At 43.7% G+C, this 19,912-nt stretch carries 22 protein-coding genes; 20 read left to right on the forward strand and 2 right to left on the reverse strand.

What is annotated here, in order from left to right; genetic code table 11:
- Positions 1-43: 43 nt before the first annotated feature.
- Complete coding sequence (locus CKW00_RS03880; RefSeq protein WP_095821465.1) at positions 44-946, reverse strand: LCP family glycopolymer transferase; 903 nt, start codon at positions 944-946, stop codon at positions 44-46.
- A 109-nt stretch (positions 947-1,055) separates the two neighbouring features.
- Positions 1,056-1,796 (reverse strand): helix-turn-helix domain-containing protein, encoded by a 741-nt coding sequence (locus tag CKW00_RS03885; protein WP_095821466.1) that lies wholly within the window; start codon positions 1,794-1,796, stop codon positions 1,056-1,058.
- 564 nt (positions 1,797-2,360) lie between these two features.
- On the opposite strand from CKW00_RS03885, the gene CKW00_RS03890 reads away from it, so the two are divergent.
- The 20 genes from CKW00_RS03890 (at position 2,361) to hxlA (ending at position 19,848) form a co-directional block, all read left to right on the forward strand.
- The gene (locus tag CKW00_RS03890) at positions 2,361-3,032 is read left to right on the forward strand and encodes a sugar transferase (RefSeq protein ID WP_095821467.1); all 672 of its coding nucleotides are present in this window, start codon (positions 2,361-2,363) and stop codon (positions 3,030-3,032) included.
- 49 nt (positions 3,033-3,081) lie between these two features.
- Positions 3,082-4,089 carry an EpsG family protein gene (locus tag CKW00_RS03895; protein ID WP_158221272.1) on the forward strand — a complete coding sequence of 336 codons (1,008 nt, stop codon included), beginning with the start codon at positions 3,082-3,084 and terminating at the stop codon, positions 4,087-4,089.
- Positions 4,090-4,168: 79 nt separating this feature from the next.
- Positions 4,169-4,918 carry a YveK family protein gene (locus CKW00_RS03900; protein WP_233129704.1) on the forward strand — a complete coding sequence of 250 codons (750 nt, stop codon included), beginning with the start codon at positions 4,169-4,171 and terminating at the stop codon, positions 4,916-4,918.
- Positions 4,908-5,594 (forward strand): CpsD/CapB family tyrosine-protein kinase, encoded by a 687-nt coding sequence (locus CKW00_RS03905; RefSeq protein ID WP_095821469.1) that lies wholly within the window; start codon positions 4,908-4,910, stop codon positions 5,592-5,594. Before CKW00_RS03900 ends, CKW00_RS03905 begins: the two co-directional genes overlap by 11 nt.
- A gap of 2 nt (positions 5,595-5,596) precedes the next feature.
- The gene (locus CKW00_RS03910; protein WP_233129706.1) at positions 5,597-6,931 is read left to right on the forward strand and encodes a lipopolysaccharide biosynthesis protein; all 1,335 of its coding nucleotides are present in this window, start codon (positions 5,597-5,599) and stop codon (positions 6,929-6,931) included.
- Positions 6,932-7,026: 95 nt separating this feature from the next.
- Complete coding sequence (galE, locus tag CKW00_RS03915; RefSeq protein ID WP_095821470.1) at positions 7,027-8,115, forward strand: UDP-glucose 4-epimerase GalE; 1,089 nt, start codon at positions 7,027-7,029, stop codon at positions 8,113-8,115.
- Positions 8,116-8,188: 73 nt separating this feature from the next.
- On the forward strand, positions 8,189-9,031 hold the full coding sequence (locus tag CKW00_RS03920) for a glycosyltransferase (protein WP_095821471.1): 843 nt from the start codon (positions 8,189-8,191) through the stop codon (positions 9,029-9,031).
- A gap of 447 nt (positions 9,032-9,478) precedes the next feature.
- Positions 9,479-10,303 carry an amino acid ABC transporter substrate-binding protein gene (locus CKW00_RS03925; protein WP_095821472.1) on the forward strand — a complete coding sequence of 275 codons (825 nt, stop codon included), beginning with the start codon at positions 9,479-9,481 and terminating at the stop codon, positions 10,301-10,303.
- Positions 10,281-10,991: an amino acid ABC transporter permease gene (locus tag CKW00_RS03930; RefSeq protein ID WP_095821473.1), complete on the forward strand. Its 711-nt coding sequence runs from the start codon at positions 10,281-10,283 to the stop codon at positions 10,989-10,991. The genes CKW00_RS03925 and CKW00_RS03930 overlap by 23 nt, the downstream gene beginning before the upstream one ends.
- Positions 10,992-11,001: 10 nt before the next feature.
- Positions 11,002-11,739 carry an amino acid ABC transporter ATP-binding protein gene (locus tag CKW00_RS03935; protein WP_095821474.1) on the forward strand — a complete coding sequence of 246 codons (738 nt, stop codon included), beginning with the start codon at positions 11,002-11,004 and terminating at the stop codon, positions 11,737-11,739.
- A 125-nt stretch (positions 11,740-11,864) separates the two neighbouring features.
- Entirely contained in the window at positions 11,865-12,170 is a 306-nt protein-coding gene (locus tag CKW00_RS03940; RefSeq protein ID WP_095821475.1) for a monooxygenase, read from the forward strand.
- Between the two features lie 370 nt (positions 12,171-12,540).
- On the forward strand, positions 12,541-13,542 hold the full coding sequence (locus CKW00_RS03945; protein WP_095821476.1) for a LacI family DNA-binding transcriptional regulator: 1,002 nt from the start codon (positions 12,541-12,543) through the stop codon (positions 13,540-13,542).
- Positions 13,543-13,553: 11 nt separating this feature from the next.
- Positions 13,554-14,105 carry a 6-phospho-3-hexuloisomerase gene (hxlB, locus tag CKW00_RS03950; protein WP_095821477.1) on the forward strand — a complete coding sequence of 184 codons (552 nt, stop codon included), beginning with the start codon at positions 13,554-13,556 and terminating at the stop codon, positions 14,103-14,105.
- An 11-nt stretch (positions 14,106-14,116) separates the two neighbouring features.
- Positions 14,117-14,755, forward strand: a complete 639-nt coding sequence (locus CKW00_RS03955; RefSeq protein ID WP_095821478.1) for a bifunctional 4-hydroxy-2-oxoglutarate aldolase/2-dehydro-3-deoxy-phosphogluconate aldolase — start codon at positions 14,117-14,119, stop codon at positions 14,753-14,755.
- A 2-nt stretch (positions 14,756-14,757) separates the two neighbouring features.
- Positions 14,758-15,798: a TRAP transporter substrate-binding protein gene (locus CKW00_RS03960; protein WP_095821479.1), complete on the forward strand. Its 1,041-nt coding sequence runs from the start codon at positions 14,758-14,760 to the stop codon at positions 15,796-15,798.
- Positions 15,799-15,850: 52 nt separating this feature from the next.
- A complete protein-coding gene (locus tag CKW00_RS03965) occupies positions 15,851-16,348 on the forward strand; it encodes a TRAP transporter small permease (protein ID WP_095821480.1) in 498 nt (165 codons plus the stop codon).
- The gene (locus tag CKW00_RS03970; protein ID WP_095821481.1) at positions 16,333-17,628 is read left to right on the forward strand and encodes a TRAP transporter large permease; all 1,296 of its coding nucleotides are present in this window, start codon (positions 16,333-16,335) and stop codon (positions 17,626-17,628) included. Before CKW00_RS03965 ends, CKW00_RS03970 begins: the two co-directional genes overlap by 16 nt.
- Entirely contained in the window at positions 17,629-18,279 is a 651-nt protein-coding gene (rpiA, locus tag CKW00_RS03975; protein ID WP_095821482.1) for a ribose-5-phosphate isomerase RpiA, read from the forward strand.
- Positions 18,276-19,226: a sugar kinase gene (locus tag CKW00_RS03980; RefSeq protein WP_095821483.1), complete on the forward strand. Its 951-nt coding sequence runs from the start codon at positions 18,276-18,278 to the stop codon at positions 19,224-19,226. The genes rpiA and CKW00_RS03980 overlap by 4 nt, the downstream gene beginning before the upstream one ends.
- Positions 19,227-19,230: 4 nt before the next feature.
- A complete protein-coding gene (hxlA, locus tag CKW00_RS03985) occupies positions 19,231-19,848 on the forward strand; it encodes a 3-hexulose-6-phosphate synthase (protein ID WP_095821484.1) in 618 nt (205 codons plus the stop codon).
- The last annotated feature ends 64 nt before the right edge of the window (positions 19,849-19,912 follow it).

Genomic DNA, 19,912 nt, shown 5'->3' on the forward strand with positions numbered 1-19,912 from the left:
TGACGGATGGTGGTCCGTCAGGCTTCTTCCTGTGTGAATGTTATTAGTTACCGTTGATGAGAGATTTCGCTTTGGCGATTTCGTCATCGGGCATCTGCATGTAATAGACACCGTCGATGGTGACGCCGCTGCCTTTCATCTGGTAGGTGTCGATATTTTGACCGGACTTCCGGTAATCCTGGAACAGCATCTTCATCGTATCGAAGTCGGCGTTCGTCGTGACGTTGCCGCCGAGAACATCCAGAATTCCCTGGATTTTGCTGACCGAAGAGAAGGAAGCGGCTTTATCCACGACACCTTTGATCACTTCACGCTGTCTCTCGTTACGGCCGAGGTCACCATTTGGATCATTCTTTCTCATTCTTACGTAATTAAGGGCTTCATCCCCGTTCAGGCTGATTTCTCCTGTCGGGAAGTCGACGCCTCCCTGACTGAAGGCTCTGTCATTTGTGACCGTCACCCCGTTCACAGCATCTACAAGTTCGACGAGACCTTCCATGTTGATTCTTACGTAGTAGTCAAGGTCCATGTCCATGAAATTCTCTACCGTATCCACAGCCATGTCCACTCCGCCGAAAGCGTAAGCGTGGTTGATTTTATCCATCCGTCCGCTTTCCGGTTCGTTACCCCCGAGAGTCGTCCGCGTGTCCCTCGGAATGCTGATCATTCTGGTCTTCTCATTGGATGGCTGGACGGAAGCGACGAGGAGGGTGTCCGATCTCCCGCGGTCCCCATCCCGTTCATCCACGCCCATCAGCAGAATGTTGATCGTTTCCTTATCTTCGACTTTTTTCTTCGTTTCTTCATGATCGATAGAGCCGATTGGTGAATGCATGTTGCTGTTTACCGTCGTTTCTGCCTGGCTGTATACATATCCGGCGTACGTCCCGGCCCCGAAAAACAATAAAATAACGACAATTGCAGTAATCTTTCCAAGTTTCTTCAAATGAAACCCTACTTTCCAAGTGTAGTGGTAGTACCGGTTCGCGTTGCGAAACCTTTATTCTTTATTTTACCACAAAAGTCGATGGGCGGTATAATTCAGAAGAGATATTTCAGAACGAATGGGCTTTCCGGTACTTGAGAGGAGTCGTTCCCATGACTTCCCTGAATTTCCTTCCGTAAGAGGTCACCGATGAGTATCCGTATTCCAGAGCCACATTCTTGATTGAATAGTTGGTAAAGATAAGATGTTCCGTGGAAGCTTTTATTTTCTTGCGGTGGATATAGGAAGTGATCGTTTCCTGCATTTCTTTCTGGAATATAGAAGACAGATAAGGAGAGGAGATATCGAGTTCTTCTGCTATAGTACTCAGCTGCAGATCGCGGGATTTCAGTTTCGTGTTGATGAACTGGATGGCCTTGGCGACATGCTGATTCGTTATCGTATCAAATTCCTTGACGCTCGAAGCGTACAGATCGATGATTTTATCCGTCAAAAAACGGGCCCCCTCCTCTGCCTGCTCAGCTTTCATCTCATCAATCGTATGAAACAGGGAGAATATCTGTGCCATGGACATCAAGGTGAGGTGCCTAACTTCAGATTGAAGACTTGCGGAAGCGAGAATGCTCTTCCAAAAGAAGCGGATACTCTTCCACTGTTCCGGATCAGGATAATCCTCATAGGAAAAACCTGTGGAATGAAAGGCTTTATATAAACTTTCCCGATCGTTATCAGCGAGAGACTGGGTAATATTATGAACATTTCTCGAGGTCGTGGAATGCGAATTAAGATGATCCACTACACGGATATTCTCGTCCAGACGTTTCAAATAAATATGTTCAGCCGAATCCAAATTAAACGACCTCCTTTCTCTGATTCCGTCATTGTTTAAATTTATAATACACTAGTCCTAGGTGAAAGTGAAAAAAAAGGTTCTTTATAATCATACAAGTGCATTTTTTTGAATAGCGGCGTTCGCGAGAAATGAACGGGAGGGCAGCAGAAATGAAAAACTATAAATTCTTGTTAATCTTGTATATGTCCAAAAAGATTCTTTATAAAGAATGAAACGAGGGAGGAGCGTAAACCTTTTGTTCTTTATAAAATAAAATATTTCATTATTTTAAACAAAAGCTAGGCTTTTTGTAAACGATGTAGTATAATATTGGCAAGACTAGAATAATAATAGCGGAGATTCCGGATTGGAAAAGGTGAGTGAAAGGAGTGAATCCAGTTTATCGTTCCTTATTAAGAACATAGGGAGTATTTTTCAAAAAATCCAGGTTCAGCATGAGTCTTTTATTTTTTGCCGTTACGTTCTTTATAAAGAATAAAAATACCTTTAATAGGAATGAACCTTCAGCAAGTACAGGAAAGAAACGGGCAATTTTTTAACAGGAAAAGGAGTGGCTATAATATGGAAAACTCTGTTGTTCAGAAAAAACCCGTCCCACGTCCCTCCGGAAGATCATTTCAGGGAGTCGTTAAGAGAAGTCTCGATATTATTTTAAGCCTGATCCTCCTCATGATTCTGACACCTGTGTACGTGTTCATTGCTGCTGCCATCTATATAGAGGACGGCGGACCGGTTCTGTTCAGACAAACACGCACCGGTAAGGATGGAAAACTTTTCTGTATGTATAAATTCCGGTCCATGCGAGTAGTGATGAAAGAGGAGAAATCGGACGGAAAGAGATACAGCTGGACGAACGGGGTGCCGGACGACTTCGTATTCAAAAGCTGTTCCGAATGGCATCCGGATGTCACGAGAGTGGGAAGGTTCATTCGGAAGTTCAGCCTGGACGAACTGCCTCAGCTGGTGAACGTCTTAAAAGGCGAGATGAGTATAGTGGGACCAAGACCGGAGGTGCCTGAAATCACGAACTGCTACAGCGCCGCTCAGAAAAGAAGGCTGGAAGTGAAACCCGGCATCACCGGATGGGCTCAGGTAAATGGAAGAAGTGAAATAAATCATGGTCAGAAAGTACATTTCGATAACCACTACGTCGATCATCTGTCATTGAAAATGGATGTGAAAATCTTTTTTCTTACCATATTGCAAGTACTGAAAGGAAAAGGTGCTGTGTAATGAATGACAAATGGAGGAAAAGGGTTACCGGGTTCAGGAGGAAAAGCCGATGGGCGCATTGATGGCTTTCTATGTAAATACGTTTCTGCTCGCAATCGTAAACTTGAAATTGCGCAACAGAACACTCGGGTTTTTACTGATAGCTTCTCTTTTAACTTTTTCCGCTTTCCGGAAAAATATCGGTACGGATTTCGAGTCTTATTTTCTTCTTCAAAAGGCAGCAGATGTAAATCTGGACTATGTGTATTTTGAACCTTTTCACAAACTTCTGTATTACCTCGGTACGGTAACAGGTTATGAATACGCGTATTTCGTCCTCACCACCCTGTTCATCTTCTTCTTTCTCGTCAAAATCATTAAAGATCACGCGCAAGTGGCTCCGGAACTTACGCTCATTTTCCTGACGTCGGGATTCTTCTTCTATTCGTTCAACGGTATCAGGCAGTTTATGAGTATCATCGTCTTTCTGTACGCCATTAAATATCTGGAGAGGAATTTACTGAAGTACTTTTTGTATATCGGCTTTGCGATTACTATTCACTACAGTGCATTAATTTTGCTTATCGTGCCGTTCGTATTGAAGGGTCTGAAAAAGATACCTGACAAACTGTTCATTTTCATTATTCTTTTCTCCACAGCGTTCTCACCTGTAATCAACATAGTGATAGCATTCATCGTCGAAAGTGTTCCTATTCTGGAGACATACTCCTTCTACGTTCGCGAAGATTTTGTGGAAGGGGGCGCCAAACACTTTCTGGAACGGCTGGTGTGGGTCGTGATGGCAATGTTTCTGATACTCGGTACCGGTAAAAACGTCAAAAATAATTTCTACTACCTGGTGCTGTTCGGAATCATACTTCGGCTGGTTCTGCCGCTTTCCCTATCGAGAATAGCCCTGGACTTTCTGATGGTACAGATGCTCCTTTTCCCTTACCTGCTCAGCTTGACCGGCACTAACGTAAGCCGGAGCATCAGAACTGTAGTACTGGCGTTCTCTCTCGTACTGTTCTGCACATACCTGTTAACTAACACTTCCCACATTTTCGGTATCAGATAGATCCGGGGGAGCCATACTATCCCTTCGTTCTTTAAAAGACACATTATTACTATTCATAAAACAAAAGGGGCTGTTACTAGTGGAAAATGGTTATTCGACCATGGAACTTCTGCTCATGTTGAAAAGACGCTGGCTGATTGTAACTCTCATAGTAATTCTCGGGCTCGGAGCGGGTGCTTTCGTTACGTTTTACGTAATGACTCCTCAATATAAGATGTCCTCGGAGTTCATCGTCAATCAGGCTCAGCCGGCATCTGCAGAAAGTAGTTCAGTGACACCGGAGAGTATAAAATCGAATATCGAACTGATCAACACGTATAACGTCATCATTAAAAGTCCTGCCGTGCTCGACAAAGTGACTTCCTGGCTGGGCCTTGAAATGAGCGCGGACGAACTCGAAGACAAAATATCGGTGTCGAGTGCCGAAGAATCGCAAGTAGTCAAAGTCACGGTAGTCGACGCAAGTCCGGAGAAAGCAGCCGAAATCGCTAATACTACGGTTCTTACTTTTAAAGATAGTATCCCTGAACTGATGAACGTAAATAACGTGCAGATTCTTTCGGAAGCTGTTCCGGCCGGAGAGGTTGTCCCGTTCAGCCCTAATATCATGCTGAACCTGCTCATAGCTCTGGCGGGGAGTGCGGCTGTCGGAAGCGGAGTCGCTTTTATCCTCGAGACGTCGGATACGACACTTCGAAAAGAAAGTGACGTAATCGAAAACCTTGGTGTGCCGTTTATGGGTAGTGTCGAAGTAATTGTAGAAGAAGGAGAAGACTCCATCCCTGCTTCTAACACTGTGGAAATGAGAGGTGAGTCCATTGGTTCGTAAACAGACAGTAAATAAAAGAGGCAGTTACCTTGTTAACGGTAGACATTCTTTAGCGGCAGAGCAGTACAAAACAATCAGAACGAATCTGGAATTTGCGTCCGTAGATCGCAAACTCCGGTCATTCTTCGTCACATCCCCGGGCCCTGGGGAAGGTAAATCTACAACTGCCGCCAATCTGGCTGTCGTTTTTTCGGAACAGGGGAAAAGAGTGATTCTTATTGATGCCGATATGCGTAAACCGACCCTTCATTATACGTTTTCCTCCAATAACGGGGTGGGTCTCAGCACTTATCTAGCCGGTCAGAAAACTTCCGTCACCAATGTAATTCAGGAAACAGCAGTGGAGAACCTGGATATAATAACCAGCGGACCGGTTCCGCCGAATCCGGCTGAGTTGCTGGGCGGAAGTTCCGTAAAGACTCTTATGAACGAATTGAAGAGCACTTACGACCTGATTATTTTCGACACGCCCCCCGTACTTTCTGTGACTGATTCACAGTTACTGGCCCCGCATACAGAGGGAGTAGTTCTCGTAGTGCGGAGCAGGAAGACAAGAAAAGAAGAAGCGAATAAAGCCAAGGAAGTGCTCCTGCACTCACAGGCAAGGATCCTTGGTGCGGTACTGAACGGTAATGAGATGGGAAGAAGGAAGAAAAACTATTATTACTACGCCTAGCAATGGGAGATTCAAAAAAGAGATCAGAACTTCGGGAAGGGATGCCTATGGAAAATATATTAGTGAAAATATCCCGGAAAACATTTGTCAGAAACGTAGTGATCGTAGCTTCCGGCACCGCCTCTGCGCAGGTGATTATGGTAGTAAGTTCTCAGTTTTTAACGAGAATATATGGACCTGAGGCGTTCGGCATGTTTGGAGTCTACTCTTCGATCATCGCGATCCTGGCTCCCGCAGTCGCCCTGACCTACCCGATTGCTATCGTATTGCCGAAGTCGAAAGAGACAGCGATGAATCTGATGCGGCTTTCTTTTTACGTCACGTTACTGGTGGCGCTGCTATTATTCAGTGACCTCATCGCATCAGTGTTCCATTTGCAGGAGGTCGCCGCTTTTCTTTATTTACTGCCGTTCGTCATTTTCTTTTCAGGATGTCTGCAAATTATAGAGAACTGGCTCATTCGTAACAATCAGTATAAAGTTACGGCTCGTTCCATTATGGGTCAGACGACCATCGTTCAGGCAGGCATGGTCGGAGTCGGACTTTTCAACCCAATGGCAGCCGTACTGATTCTGTTCACTTCGATGAACCAGGTGTTGCGATCCTTTCTTATGGTGACCGGTGCCGGGTACTTTCGACTCGGAAAACTTACAGCTTTTTTGAAACAGACGAATACGCAGGAGATGAAGAGGTTAGCGAAAAAATATTATGACTTTCCGGCTTATCGGACCCCGGAACTTTTGCTGAATGGATTCTCTCAGGGGTTCCCGGTTCTGATGTTGAGCAGTTTCTTCTCTCCTGTAGCCGCAGGGTTTTACGCCATAGGCAGAATCGCTCTCGATATGCCGACTCATTTGATCGGGAAATCCGTCTCAGATGTTTTTTATCCCCGGATTACAAAGGGGGCGAATAACTTTGAAAAGATCACTCCCATACTGATGAAGGCGACAGCGGTGATGAGTGTCATAGGTCTCCTTCCGTTTGGCCTCGTCATCCTGATCGGTCCGTGGTTATTCGAACTGGTCTTCGGAGAAGGATGGGCGATGGCGGGGGAATACGCCGTGTGGATTGCAGTGTGGGGATGGACAAGATTTCTGCAGGGACCAAGTACCAGTACTTTGCCGGTTTTGTCGGCGCAGGGGTTCCACCTCGTCTTCACGATCTGTTCCTTAAGTGTTCGGATATCAGCCATGTTTGCAGGATACTGGCTTTTCGGTGATGATCTTATAGCCGTGGCGTGTTTTTGTCTGGGAGGTGCGGTAATGAACATACTTCTTGTCTTCATTACGTGGAAACGAACTCGCAGATTTGATACGGAGCGAAACAGTTTGATGTAAGAAAGGATAAATATATGCTTTTGTTCGTTATATAGAATTAATTTTTCTTTGTTACTTGAAGGACTCGCAGACTTTAACGAAGGAGGACATTGAAAGTGAAAAAGAATATTCGTAACTCAAAAGGCACAGTTCTGGTCACGGGAGGAGCGGGATATCTGGGTTCCCATACGAGTGTCGCCCTGCTTGAAGCAGGATACTCCGTCGTCATCGCTGACAACTTCACTAACGGATATGAGGAAAATGTAAAGAAGGTGGAAGAGATCACAGGAGTCCCCGTCCCCTTCTACCGGGCGGACGTAACGGATGAACAGGCATTACAAACGATATTTACGGAACATTCAATCGATGCGGTCATGCACTTCGCTGGACTGAAATCTGTGAAAGAGTCCTTCACGAGAGCGCTGGATTATTACCGAACAAACGTCAGCGGCACTGTGACTCTGGCCAGAGTCTGTAACGCTTTCGGAGTACACAAATTCATCTTCAGCTCATCCGCTACAGTTTATGGAGAGAATCAGGTTCCGTTTACAGAGCACATGCCACTGAAGCCGACCATCAACCCGTACGGAGAAACGAAAAGTATGTGCGAACGCGTGCTTCGTGATGTTGCGCTGATGAACCCTGAGTTCTCGATAGCTATCCTCCGTTATTTTAACCCCGTCGGTGCTCATGTGAGCGGAAGAATCGGCGAAAATCCGCGGGGCGTCCCTGATAATATTATGCCTTACATCACTCAGGTTGCGGCCGGAAAACTAGAGAAGCTCCATATATTCGGGAACGATTACGATACGCCGGACGGCACGTGTATAAGAGACTTCGTCCACGTCATGGATATTGCCGAAGGACACGTGAAGGCGATGGAGCACGCGGGAGCAGGGGCGGTCGTTTATAACCTCGGGACCGGTAAGGGGACGAGTGTGAAGGAACTGATTCATACGTTCCAGCAGGTGAACAACGTCCGCGTCCCGCATGAATTTGCAGCACGAAGAGAAGGTGACATAGCAATCTGCTATGCGGACACCGGAAAAGTCCACAGGGAGATCGGCTGGCGGGCGACACGCACGGTAGCGGACATGTGCAGGGACGCATGGCAATACGAACTCGGTCTCATGAAAGAAAAAGCGGCGCTGCTTGAAGCCTCGAAAGGGAATGGAACGTTTATCAATATGGAAAAGAAAGTCTGAGCAGTGGCGGACATTGAAAAGCGTCGGAGCACCTCGAACATCGAATCGATTACTGAAAAGGGGCGGTGGGACAATGAAATTTTCTGTATTGATTTCCGTATACGATAAGGAAACTCCCCGATTTTTCAAAGAAGCGTTGGAGAGCGTAGTGGAACAGACATTGAAACCGGACGAAATCGTCGTAGTAAAAGACGGAAGACTTACTGATGGACTGGAAGAAGTACTTCAGACATTCGAGCGGGAGAATGAGCCGTTAGTGAAAATCGTACCTCTTGAAAAGAACGGAGGACTCGGGGAGGCTCTGAGAATAGGGGTGTGGCACTGCTCCCATCCTGTCATCGCCCGCATGGACAGTGATGATATAAGTCTTCCCCACCGGTTTAAAACGCAGATCGATTACTTGAAAACGCATGAGGATGTGGACCTTGTAGGGGGATGGATCTCCGAGTTTGATGAAAACGACTCCAGGAGGCATACGAGAACCGTACCCACGGGATATGAAACAATCAGGAGGCGAGCCAGATACCGGAACCCGCTGAATCACGTATCTGTCATGTTCCGGAAGCAGGCGGTTCTGAAGAGCGGGAATTACCAGACGTGCCTGTGGAATGAAGATTACTACCTCTGGATCCGGATGCTGAGCAGGGGATGCAGAATAGAAAATATTCCGGAAGTCCTTTTGGATGTGAGGACCGGAAAAGGGATGTACCGGCGCAGAGGTGGGAGAGACTATATAATGAATGAAGTGAAATTTCAACGAATGATACTGGAATCGGGATTCATCTCTCGTTCGGAATTTGTGTTCAACGTATCGAGCCGCACATTCGTAAGAGTGCTTCCGAATGATGTCCGTTCTCTGATATATACCCGGATGCTGAGGAAAAAGCCGGTCGTGCCTCAGGCTGCCGGAGAATAGAATGTGAAAGCTGTGGTCCCTGCGTGGACGGCAGCTTTTTTTATGCGGCTGCACCCCGAATCCTTCCCTTCAGGAGAGAATTTACTGTGTGAAGGTCACGAAAAGGTCGAAATCATTCCCTTCGCAGGAGAAATTGTCTGTTGAAGGTAACGATTCGGAGCTAATCGTTACCTTCGGAGCTTTTTGAGAACGGTGAAAGTCACGAAAGACACTTGATTGAAAAAGTGTCTCCCTGATTCAACGATGTTTCCCTCGAAGCAGGAAAAGTTCAGTACTATACTTCGTTCATAGTGGCCGTATATTATAAGTGGTTCTCTTTAAATGATTTAAACATTCAGATATGTTCCGGTATTTTATCGAAACTATTTAATTGTTGACGAAAAGCATTACCTTTTGTATTCTTATTAAACATACAAATTTACTAAGGATTAAAGGGAGCTGGATTTAATGAAGAAAGTTATCGGTTTTATATCTATTATTACTTTTATGGTGATTCTCAGTGCGTGCGGGTCAAGTGAAGGAGAGTCGGAAGCAGGTGATTCTTCTTCCGGTGACCAGAGCGGAAGCGTGTGGGAAAGCATTCAGGAAAAAGGGGTGCTCACGGTTGGTACGGAAGGGACGTATGCTCCCTATACCTTCCACAACGAGGAAGATGAGCTTACCGGGTATGACGTAGAAGTTGCGAAAGAAATAGGGAAAAGGCTCGGGGTTGAAGTGAATTTCGAGGAAACGAAATGGGACTCCATGTTTGCAGGTCTGAACAATGAGCGTTTTGATATGATTGCCAATCAGGTCGGGATCAAGCCGGACAGAGAAGAGAAATATGCATTCTCCGAACCTTACACGTATACTTCTGCTGTGCTCGTAACTCAGGAGGACAATGAGGAGATCCAAAGTTTCGAGGATCTGGAAGGTGCGACTTCCGCTCAGTCCCTGACGAGTAACTATGCCTCCATCGCCGAGAAGCATGGAGCGGAAATCGAAAGCGTTGAAGGGTTTAATCCTGCGATGGAGCTTCTGGCAAATGGCCGGGCGGACGCGACCGTGAACGATCGTCTATCCGTACTGGATTTCCTGAATACGAGAGGGGATAAAGCCGGAGTGAAAATTGCGGATCGCAAAGATGACGCTTCCGAAACGGCGATGATGTTCCGCCAGGGGAATGAAGAACTGGTGGAGGCGGTGAATGGAGCTCTTGAAGAAATGAAAGAAGACGGAACGCTGAAAGAAATCTCCAACGAATGGTTCGATGAAGATGTCTCTGTTCAATAGTATTCTCTGGTTAAGCTCGGAGAATATAGAAATACTGAAGGATTCGTTCCTGCCGCTAATGCGGGGAGTGCTTACGTATACGATTCCTCTCTCCCTGCTGTCGTTTTTTATAGGACTGGTTCTTGCGATTGTTACAGCACTGAGCCGTCTTTCGGGTATCGCTTTACTGTCGGGGGCGGCGCGGGTGTACGTATCCATCATTCGCGGGACACCGCTTCTCGTTCAGTTATTCATCGTCTATTTCGGTCTCGGTAACCTCGGAGTGGAATTCTTGAAATTCGAGCCGTTCACGGGGGCACTGATCGCCTTTTCCCTCAACACGGGGGCTTATGCTTCCGAAACGATCCGGGCATCGATCCTTTCCGTGAACAAAGGGCAGTGGGAGGCGGCTTCTTCCATCGGAATGTCGTACATGCAGTCGCTGCGACGGGTGATTCTGCCGCAGGCGGCCCGCGTCTCGATTCCGCCGCTTTCCAATTCGTTCATCGGCCTCGTGAAAGAGACGTCGCTCGCTTCGACGATTCTTGTGAGCGAAATGTTCCGGAAAGCTCAGGAAATAGTCGCGACTACTTACACACCGCTTCTGCTATATATCGAGGCGGCAGCTATTTACTGGGCGATCTGTTTCGTCCTTTCCCTTATCCAGGGAGGAATCGAAAATAAAATGAACCGTTATGTGAATACGTGAGGAGATTTGTATGATTACAGCAACGGATATTTCAAAACGTTTCGGAGATTTAGAAGTACTGAAACAAATAAATATGGAAGTGGACACAGGGAAGGTCGTCGTCATCATCGGGCCGTCCGGTTCCGGAAAAACGACTCTGCTGCGTTGTTTGAACCTGCTGGAACAGCCGGAGTCCGGGAGTCTTACCATAGATACGCAGACGATAGACTTCCGTGACAAAATTTCAAAGCATAAAATACGTAACTTCCGCAGACTGTCAGGAATGGTTTTTCAGACGTATAACCTTTTTCCTCATTTTACTGCCATCGAAAATGTGATGGAAGGGCCCGTAATTGTTCAGAAGGTGAAAAAACCGGAAGCGAGACAGAAAGCGGAAGGGATTCTGGCCAAGGTGGGGCTGAAAGAGAAAGCAGATACGTACCCGTACCAGTTGTCCGGGGGCCAGCAGCAGCGTGTCGGAATTGCAAGGGCAATGGCCATCGATCCGAAAGTGATGCTTTTCGATGAGCCTACCTCCGCCCTTGATCCCGAGCTTATAGGAGAGGTGCTGCGCGTCATGAAGCAGCTGGCGGAGGAAGGACGTACGATGGTAGTCGTCACCCACGAAATGAATTTTGCAAAAGAAGTCGCAGACGAAGTCATCTTTATGGATGAAGGAGCGGTCGTGGAGAGAGGGACACCCCTTGAAGTGTTCGAACAGCCGAAAGAGGAGCGGACGAAACGGTTTCTCAATCTGTTGAAAGAGTAAAGAACTTAGTTAACAGCACCTCTGCCTCAGGGGTGTTGTTTATTTGAAAATAAATGAGTCGAAATTTTTAGAGAAGGAAGGGATAATGAAACAGGAACTATTTTATGAAAAAGGAGTGCGTACGTATGACTTATATTCTTCAGATGGATTTCGACATGGACGGCCCCTTCGGCGAGGAGATGGCCGAAGGTTTTGCCGGACTGGCCGAGAGTATTAATGAAGAAAAAGGATTTCTGTGGAAGGTATGGACCGAGAATCCGGATACGAAGGAAGCCGGCGGAATTTATGCTTTTGAGACGAAAGAAGCGACTGAGGAGTATTTGGAGAAGCATTCCGCAAGGCTGAAAGAATTCGGTATTACCGGTATCCGTTCGAAACTGTTCCGGATGAACGAGGCACTTACGAAAATCAACAATGGAACGGTAAAATAATTCTTAACGATTGCAATGGGGCTGGCGTGGCCGGTTTCCGTTGCAATTTTTTTGTTTTCGTGGCGTTCAGGGCCGCTGTTTCCTGATGACCGGTACGCAAATGGCCGAATCGCTCTCTTAAGTCACCTTCAACCGGGGCTCCGGGGGTTGATCTTACTTTCCCATAATAGAGGAATTCGTTTAGTAACAACTGTTTAAATGACGTATGAAAAGAATGGGAGATGCTTTAAGTGAAGGAATTATTTTCAGAAAAATCACAATTCAGGTGTTGTAAAACGCTTTCATTTGTATTACCATTAACTAAACCGGTTTAGTAAATCGGTTTAGTTAACCTGGAAAACCACTTTGAATTACAGGAAGAGGAATTAAAATGAAGAGAGTAACTATGGCTGATGTAGCAGAGAGAGCAAATGTATCTAAAAGCACCGTTTCTCAATTTTTAAATCAAAGATACGAATTTATGGGTGTTAAAACAAAACAGCGTATAGAAAAAGCAATAGAAGAATTAGGTTACCAGCCCAACATGGTGGCGCGTTCTTTGAAGCAAAAATCGTCTACGACTATAGGGGTGATAGTAGCAAATATCTCACATGAATTTTCGACCCGTATTATTCAAGTGATTGAGCATAGTCTCCACCAATTAAATTACCACGTCATTGTATGCAATGCTGAAGATAATCCGGAAAAAGAAAAGAAATACATCGACATGTTGTTAGCTAAGCAGGTGGATGGATTAATTATTTTTCCAACAAGTACAAATGTAAATGTATATAACGAGTTGAATGTTCAGGATTTCCCACTTGTTTTTATTGATCGCTTTGTACCAGAAGTGGAAGTGCCTACGATTATGCTCGATAACAAGCAAGCTTTATGTTTAGCAGTGGAGGAACTTAACCGCAATGGATATAAAAGAGTAGGTATTCTTACTAATTCCACTATTTTCAACGTAGCTCCCAGAGTTGAAAGGATTGAAGGGTTTAAACAGGCCTGTCGAAAGTTTGGACTTCCTATTGAAGAAAATTTCATTCGTGGAGTGGAAACAGGAAAAATGACGGAAACACTCAAAGATATTTTCCAAAGTCACGAACCTCCGGAAGCTCTTGTAGCCGGGAATGACCTGGTTCTTATGGAAATTTTAAAGTACGCGAGAGATCATCGCCTTCGTATTCCCCAGGACTTGGCAATTATTGCAGTGGATGATGTTTCTTTTTCATCTATATATAATCCTGCCATTACTACTATTGCTCAACCAATAGAAAAAATGGGAGAAAAAGCATCTGAAATACTTATTGAAAAAATCATCGGTAAAAAAAATGCAGAAAAAGATATTATTCGTTTTCCGGCAGCTTTAGTTTCGCGAAGTTCATGTTAGGAGTGAGATTAATGAAATATATAATACGAACTATAAGTGAAGAAATCACGGATGTACTTGAAGAGGTATCTGAAGAGGAAGCGAAAAAAATGACTTCTTACCTTCACGAAGCTAATCGTATATTTATAGCAGGAAATGGAAGATCGGGCCTTGCAGGAAAGATGTTTGCGATGCGATTAATGCACGTGGGTTATGAAGTATATGTGGTTGGTGAAACTATTACTCCTAGTATTGCAGAAGGAGACGTGTTGTTGGTTATATCTGGATCTGGCAATACAAAATCTCTTGTAGATTTCGCTGAAAAAGCTGTTAGAGAAGGAGCAAATGTTTTAGCTTTGACTACTAATAAAGAATCGAAAGTTGCGGAGATTTCTGTAAGTACTTTAGTGATTCCTGCAGTTACAAAAAATGATAGTTCAAAAAAAGCTACCATTCAGCCTTTAGGAAGTCAATTTGATCAGAGTGCACACCTACTACTGGATAGTTTGATTGTTTACATGACGAAATATTTTACTGAAGATGGAGAAGACTCTTGGAAAAGAAAGCACTCAAATCTGGAGTGAGGAGTGATTAAATGTCTGTAAAACAAATAATAGAAGGAAAAGTTGTAGCGGTTATCCGTCATTCCACAGTAGACAATATCATACCAATCATCGAAAAATTATCTGAAGGAGGTGTTCACACGGTTGAGATTACGGCAGAAACAATAAATTTCAAGGTCATACTTGAAAAAGCAGTGGACCATTTTGAAGGTGAAAAAACGATGATTGGCGCTGGAACGGTGAATACAACATCAGCAGCTAAAAAAGCAATGGATGCAGGTGCGGATTTTATAGTATCACCAGGTCTAAATGAAGAAGTAGTAAAGTTTGTGAAAGAAAGAAATGGAGTAATGACTCCTGGAGTAATGACCCCTACAGAAATTATGAATGCTTATAACCTGGGTGCGGATATGGTGAAAATATTCCCGGCTGGTGTGATGGGGGCATCTTACATCAAAAGCATACAGGCCCCCTTGCCAGAGATGCCAATAATGGTCACTGGCGGTATAAGTGAGAAAAACATGAAGGATTTTTTTGAAGCCGGAGCAGATGTAGTAGGTTTAGGCAGTGAACTGGTAGATACAAAGAATATAACTGAAGAAAGTCTGCAGGAAATAAGTGAAAAAGCTGAAAAAGTAATGCAAACAATTAATCAATCAGGAGGATTCTAAATATGAAAAAAATATTCGGAATTATTTTACTTGTTGCTGTTTTTGTTTTGAGTGCTTGTGGCAGTTCTTCAGAAGAAGGAAACAGTGGAGGAGATAGTGGAGATTCTCTGAAAATAGTTGCTGCTCATAACCAGACAGACCCGGAAAACCCTTACCAGAAAGGTTTGTTAGCTTTTAAAGACTCAGTAGAAGAAAAATCTGATGGGAATATCGAAGTGGAAGTGCACGCGGGTACGATCGGTACCAGTGAAACTGAACTTGTAGAGAAACTTCAAACTGGGGCTGCAGACGTGGTGCTGGTTTCTCCAGGCTTCATGACTTCAAGTGGTATAAATCAAGTAGATTTGTTTGCATTCCCTTATCTATTCGAAAGTTATGAACACTGGGAAAAAACTGTCCAGGGTGAAGTAGGAGATAAAATGGCACAAATCATTAATGAAGAATCAAACAATGATTTCCGCATGCTTGGTTACTGGACAGCAGGGGTCCGTCATTATTATGGCGACGAACCACTTCAGAAAATGTCAGACCTTGAGGGTAAAAAAATACGTACACAAACTTCAGGAGTAGTAGCAAATTTTTGGGAAGAAACAGGTGCGGTGCCTTCTTCTGTCGCATGGGGTGAGTTATATCAAGCGCTTCAGCAGGATGTCGTAGATGCTGCTGAAAACGCTTACCCATATTTTGTTCAGCAAGACCATCACCAAACACCTAACGGGAAATATATTACAGAAACCGGTCACGATTACACTACCCGCTTTCTTATGATCAGTGGGGAGACATATGATAATCTCACTGATAAGCAAAAAGAAATAATTGATAAGGCTTCTGAAGCTTCTGTAGAAGCTGAGTGGGAAGAACTGCATGCTCAGGAAGAAGAATATAAACAAAAGGCGATAGACGATGGAGCTGAAGTTAATCAGATTGACCGTCAGCCATTTATTGATCTTGCTAAACCTATTCAGGATAAAGTAGCGGAAGATATTGGTGTAACAGAATTGCTTAAGAAGATCAGGGAAATCGGTGATTCAGTAGAAGAGTAATAATATTAGTGGGGACACTCCGCGTGTCCCTGTTTTTTAGGAGGAGAGGGATATGGCTAAAGCTGTACATGTTATTGAAAGAATTCAGACGGCAGTTGGGCTTTTGTTTCTGAGTTTGTTCTTCGGAGTGCTTCTATATCAGATTATAACAAGACATTTAGGTATATCTGTGATATGGACAGAAGAACTCGCGAGTTACTCTTTTGTATGGTCGGTGTTTATGGGGGCTGCAGTGATGGTTAATCGAAAAGAGCATTTCAGTTTCGATATGCTTGTTAAAAAACTGAAGGGAAAATCATTACTGGTACTCTTAACAGTGAATGACTTCATCCTTCTTATTTTTAACAGTGCTTTATTAGTATATGGAATTAAGGTTGTGATGGAATTTTGGGGAAACCAGTGGGTAGCTCTCCCATTTATGAAAATGGGCTATGTTTGGATTGCTGTTCCAATAATGGCCGGGTCGATGATTGTCTACACACTGCATCATGTCATTGACAGATTTCAGAGTGTTTCGAAAGAGGGGGTAGAAACATGGGCATCTTCCTAGTATCTGCGTTTGTACTTCTGATGGTAATTGGAATACCTATCGCCTTCGTTATAGGTATTGTTGCGCTGCTGGGTATTGTAAACATTGAATATATCCCGGAAATGACTGTACCAATGAAAATGGTTAACGGCCTGGATTCATTTGTTCTTCTAGCAGTCCCTCTATTCATTTTGGCTGCTAACTTAATGAACTCCGGAAAGATTTCTCAGAAGTTAATCGATTTCTCTCTTGGGATTGTCGGTCATATACGCGGTGGATTAGCTCAATCGAATATCCTTGTTTCTATGTTATTTGCAGGAGTATCTGGTGCTTCTCAGGCAGATACAGCAGGGGTCGGGAAAATTCTTATCCCGAACATGAAGAAAAATGGTTATGATAATGAGACCGCTGTAGGTGTAACGGCAGCTTCGTCCACGATAGGAGTTATCATTCCGCCGAGTATCCCAATGATTATTTTTGCTGGTATTACTAATGTTTCGGTAGGAGCTTTGTTTCTCGCCGGAATAGTTCCTGGTATATTAATTGCACTTACTATGATGGTTTTTGTATACTTTTTGGCTAAAAAAAATAATTTTGAACGTCAGGAACGCGCAAGTTTTAAAAAAGTACTGAAGCTTTTTGGAGATGCTCTGCCAGCTCTGATTACTCCGATAATAATTGTAGGCGGTATCGTTACAGGGTTTTTCACAGCTACGGAAGCAGCTGCGGTAGCTTCTGTCTATACCCTCCTCGTAAGTATGTTCTACTATCGAACATTGAAAGTAAAACATTTACCGAAGATCTTTTTTGATACTTTGGCGTTAAGTTCTTTATCATTATTTGCACTAGCTGCAGCAAGTGCTTTGGGTGAATTAATGAGCTATTATCAACTTGGTATGCATGCACAAGCCTTTTTCGACAACTTTATTGATGCAAAATGGGTATTCCTTTTGATAACAATAGGTTTTTTCCTGATTATCGGTACCTTTATGGATGCAATCCCTGCGATGATTTTGTTTGTTCCAGTTATCATGCCTGCAGCGATGCAATTCGGGGTTGGGGACGTGCATCTTGGCCTGATAGTGGTTATGACCCTCGCGGTCGGACTCGTTACACCACCCTATGGTTTGTGTTTATTACTTGCAGCGAAGATCGGGAACTTACCAATTGAGCGCTCTTTTGTAGCGGTAATACCATATATTACAATTGTTCTGCTTGTGCTCGGTTTTGTATCCTTTTTCCCCGAGATAGCAATGTACATTCCGAAACAATTGAACCCGGAATTATTTGGAGTAATGTAAATGGACTGGTTAAAACGAAAAGTAGCCTTAGAAGCACTTAACTGGATTGAAGATGGGATGACTGTTGGGCTAGGTTCAGGATCGACTGCAGAACTCTTCCTTCATAATTTGAAAGATAAAAATATACAGGGAGTAGCAAGTTCTAAAAAAACAGAAAAATTGGCTCGCTCCCTGGGGATTCCGCTCGTGGAAACTGGGAAAATTGATGTAACAGTTGATGGAACAGATGTAGTGGATAATTCTTTGACCTTGATAAAGGGGGGAGGAGGTTCACTCGTACGTGAAAAATTAGTAGCTTATCATGCAGATATTTACATCGTTATCGGGACGAAAGAGAAATGGAAAAAGACACTGCATGATGAAACGGTACCGGTCGAAGTTCTCCCTTTTCTCCATGAGGGAACTAAAGAGTTGTTACTATCGGCAGGAAGCTACTGCTCTCTTAGACTTGATACGAACGGGTATCCTTTCATTAGCGATAACGGTAATTTTATTTATGATTGTACGAATGTAAAAGAAGTGAGGGCTTTTCATGAGAAAGCTGTTCGTCTTCCGGGGGTTGTTAATACAGGTGTTTTTTTAAATTTAGCAGATGTTGTACTGATTGGTGAAGATACAGGAGTGAGAACGGAAAGGAGAAATAAGTTATGAGGGATGTAATTACAATTGGGGAAGCAATGGTAGTCTTCAACCCTAGTAAAACTGGGCCATTAAGATTTGTCCCTTCTTTTGAAAGAAACGTTGGAGGAGCGGAATTGAATGTCTTAGTTGGCTGTTCAAGACTGGGTCTTACTACCGGTTGGTTGAGTAGTCTCGGGGAGGATGAATTCGGTACTTTTATCAATAACTTTGCTCGAGGAGAAGGAATAGATGTAAGTGAAGTGAAAAGAACTAAGAAATACCCAACATCTATTAATTTCAAAGAAATCCGTCAAGACGGAGGTGGGAAAACTTTTTATTATCGAGACCAGACGCCTACTAGAGATTTATATGCAGAAGATTTGAATGAAAATTATATTAAAAATTCACGCATTCTTCATCTAACGGGAATTTTTCCTGCTTTACATGAAGGGGCTCGGTTATACATGAAGGAAGCAATTGCAATAGCTAAGCGATACAACGTAAAGATAGCTCTTGATCCAAATATTCGCTTGAAATTATGGAGTAAGAAGGAAGCGCGAGAAACTTTAAAAACTTTTTTGCCGGATGTGGATATTCTTTTGGCAGGAAAAGAAGAAATGAAAATTATTTTTGAAACAGATGATGAAGATGAGATGTATAAACAAGCTCGGTCGTATGAAATTCAAGATATAGTTATTAAAGATGGAGAAAACGGAGCGTCCGGAATGAGGAATGGGAGTAAAATTTACGAGAAAGCGAGAAAACCTACGAAGGTAGTTGATACCGTAGGGGCCGGAGATGGTTTTGACGCTGGTTATCTTTACGGTTATCTTCAAGGATGGAACTTGCAAAAATGTCTTCAGTTTTCTAATACTATTGGGTCAATGGTAGTTAGCGTAATTGGCGACAATGAAGGACTACCTTTTCTATCAGAAGTTCAGGAATTACTTGGTAAAAAAGAAATAATTGAGAGGTGAGATGATGAAATTACAATTAGCTTTGGATCGTCTTACGCGTAATGAAATTTATAAAGTGCTCGGGGAAACTGAAGCTTACGTCGATATTATTGAAGTTGGGACTGGTGTCATCAAGGAATATGGAATGGAACTTGTGCGTGATTTACGCCGGAGGCACCCTAGTCATAAAATTCTTGCTGATATGAAAACTTGTGATGCTGGAAAATCGGAGACGCTTCAGGCACTGGAGGCCGGAGCGGACGTGACAACAGTAATGGCTTTTTCTTCAGAAGAGACGATTAAAGCGTGTCTTGAGACGGCTGAAGGGAAAGGAGAAGTAATGATTGACCTGTTAGGTATAAAAAATCTAGAAAAAGTAGATGATCTTCGTAAGATCGGAGTTGATTTTGTTAGTTTGCATATTGGGAAAGACCAACAACAAGACGGAGGTATATCTCGCGAAAATTTCTCTTTTCTATCAGATAAAGACGTGAAAGTGGCGGTAGCTGGAGGGGTAAATCTGGGAACGATTGATGAAATAGCCGTTGGAAATCCTGACGTAGTGATTGTGGGTAGTGGTATAACAAAAGCCTCAAACCCAAAAGAGGCAGCTCGTAAATTCAAAAAAGCAATATCTGAATAAAAAATTTTATTTAATGCTATCTTTTACTATGTTCTTTCGTTACTATGGATACCATTTTCTATGA

Source organism: Salimicrobium humidisoli, assembly GCF_002295105.1.
Taxonomy (GTDB): Bacteria; Bacillota; Bacilli; order Bacillales; family Halobacillaceae; genus Salimicrobium; species Salimicrobium humidisoli.

Coding starts and splice junctions, on each gene's coding strand:
- CKW00_RS03940 (WP_095821475.1), top strand. CDS start 11,865: ATGACTTATATTCTTCAGATGGATTTCGACATGGACGGCCCCTTCGGC.
- CKW00_RS03890 (WP_095821467.1), top strand. CDS start 2,361: ATGGAAAACTCTGTTGTTCAGAAAAAACCCGTCCCACGTCCCTCCGGA.
- rpiA (WP_095821482.1), top strand. CDS start 17,629: ATGGACTGGTTAAAACGAAAAGTAGCCTTAGAAGCACTTAACTGGATT.
- CKW00_RS03980 (WP_095821483.1), top strand. CDS start 18,276: ATGAGGGATGTAATTACAATTGGGGAAGCAATGGTAGTCTTCAACCCT.
- hxlB (WP_095821477.1), top strand. CDS start 13,554: ATGAAATATATAATACGAACTATAAGTGAAGAAATCACGGATGTACTT.
- CKW00_RS03925 (WP_095821472.1), top strand. CDS start 9,479: ATGAAGAAAGTTATCGGTTTTATATCTATTATTACTTTTATGGTGATT.
- CKW00_RS03910 (WP_233129706.1), top strand. CDS start 5,597: ATGGGAGATTCAAAAAAGAGATCAGAACTTCGGGAAGGGATGCCTATG.
- CKW00_RS03960 (WP_095821479.1), top strand. CDS start 14,758: ATGAAAAAAATATTCGGAATTATTTTACTTGTTGCTGTTTTTGTTTTG.
- CKW00_RS03945 (WP_095821476.1), top strand. CDS start 12,541: ATGAAGAGAGTAACTATGGCTGATGTAGCAGAGAGAGCAAATGTATCT.
- CKW00_RS03920 (WP_095821471.1), top strand. CDS start 8,189: ATGAAATTTTCTGTATTGATTTCCGTATACGATAAGGAAACTCCCCGA.
- CKW00_RS03955 (WP_095821478.1), top strand. CDS start 14,117: ATGTCTGTAAAACAAATAATAGAAGGAAAAGTTGTAGCGGTTATCCGT.
- hxlA (WP_095821484.1), top strand. CDS start 19,231: ATGAAATTACAATTAGCTTTGGATCGTCTTACGCGTAATGAAATTTAT.
- CKW00_RS03935 (WP_095821474.1), top strand. CDS start 11,002: ATGATTACAGCAACGGATATTTCAAAACGTTTCGGAGATTTAGAAGTA.
- CKW00_RS03930 (WP_095821473.1), top strand. CDS start 10,281: ATGAAGATGTCTCTGTTCAATAGTATTCTCTGGTTAAGCTCGGAGAAT.
- CKW00_RS03965 (WP_095821480.1), top strand. CDS start 15,851: ATGGCTAAAGCTGTACATGTTATTGAAAGAATTCAGACGGCAGTTGGG.
- CKW00_RS03895 (WP_158221272.1), top strand. CDS start 3,082: ATGGGCGCATTGATGGCTTTCTATGTAAATACGTTTCTGCTCGCAATC.
- CKW00_RS03970 (WP_095821481.1), top strand. CDS start 16,333: ATGGGCATCTTCCTAGTATCTGCGTTTGTACTTCTGATGGTAATTGGA.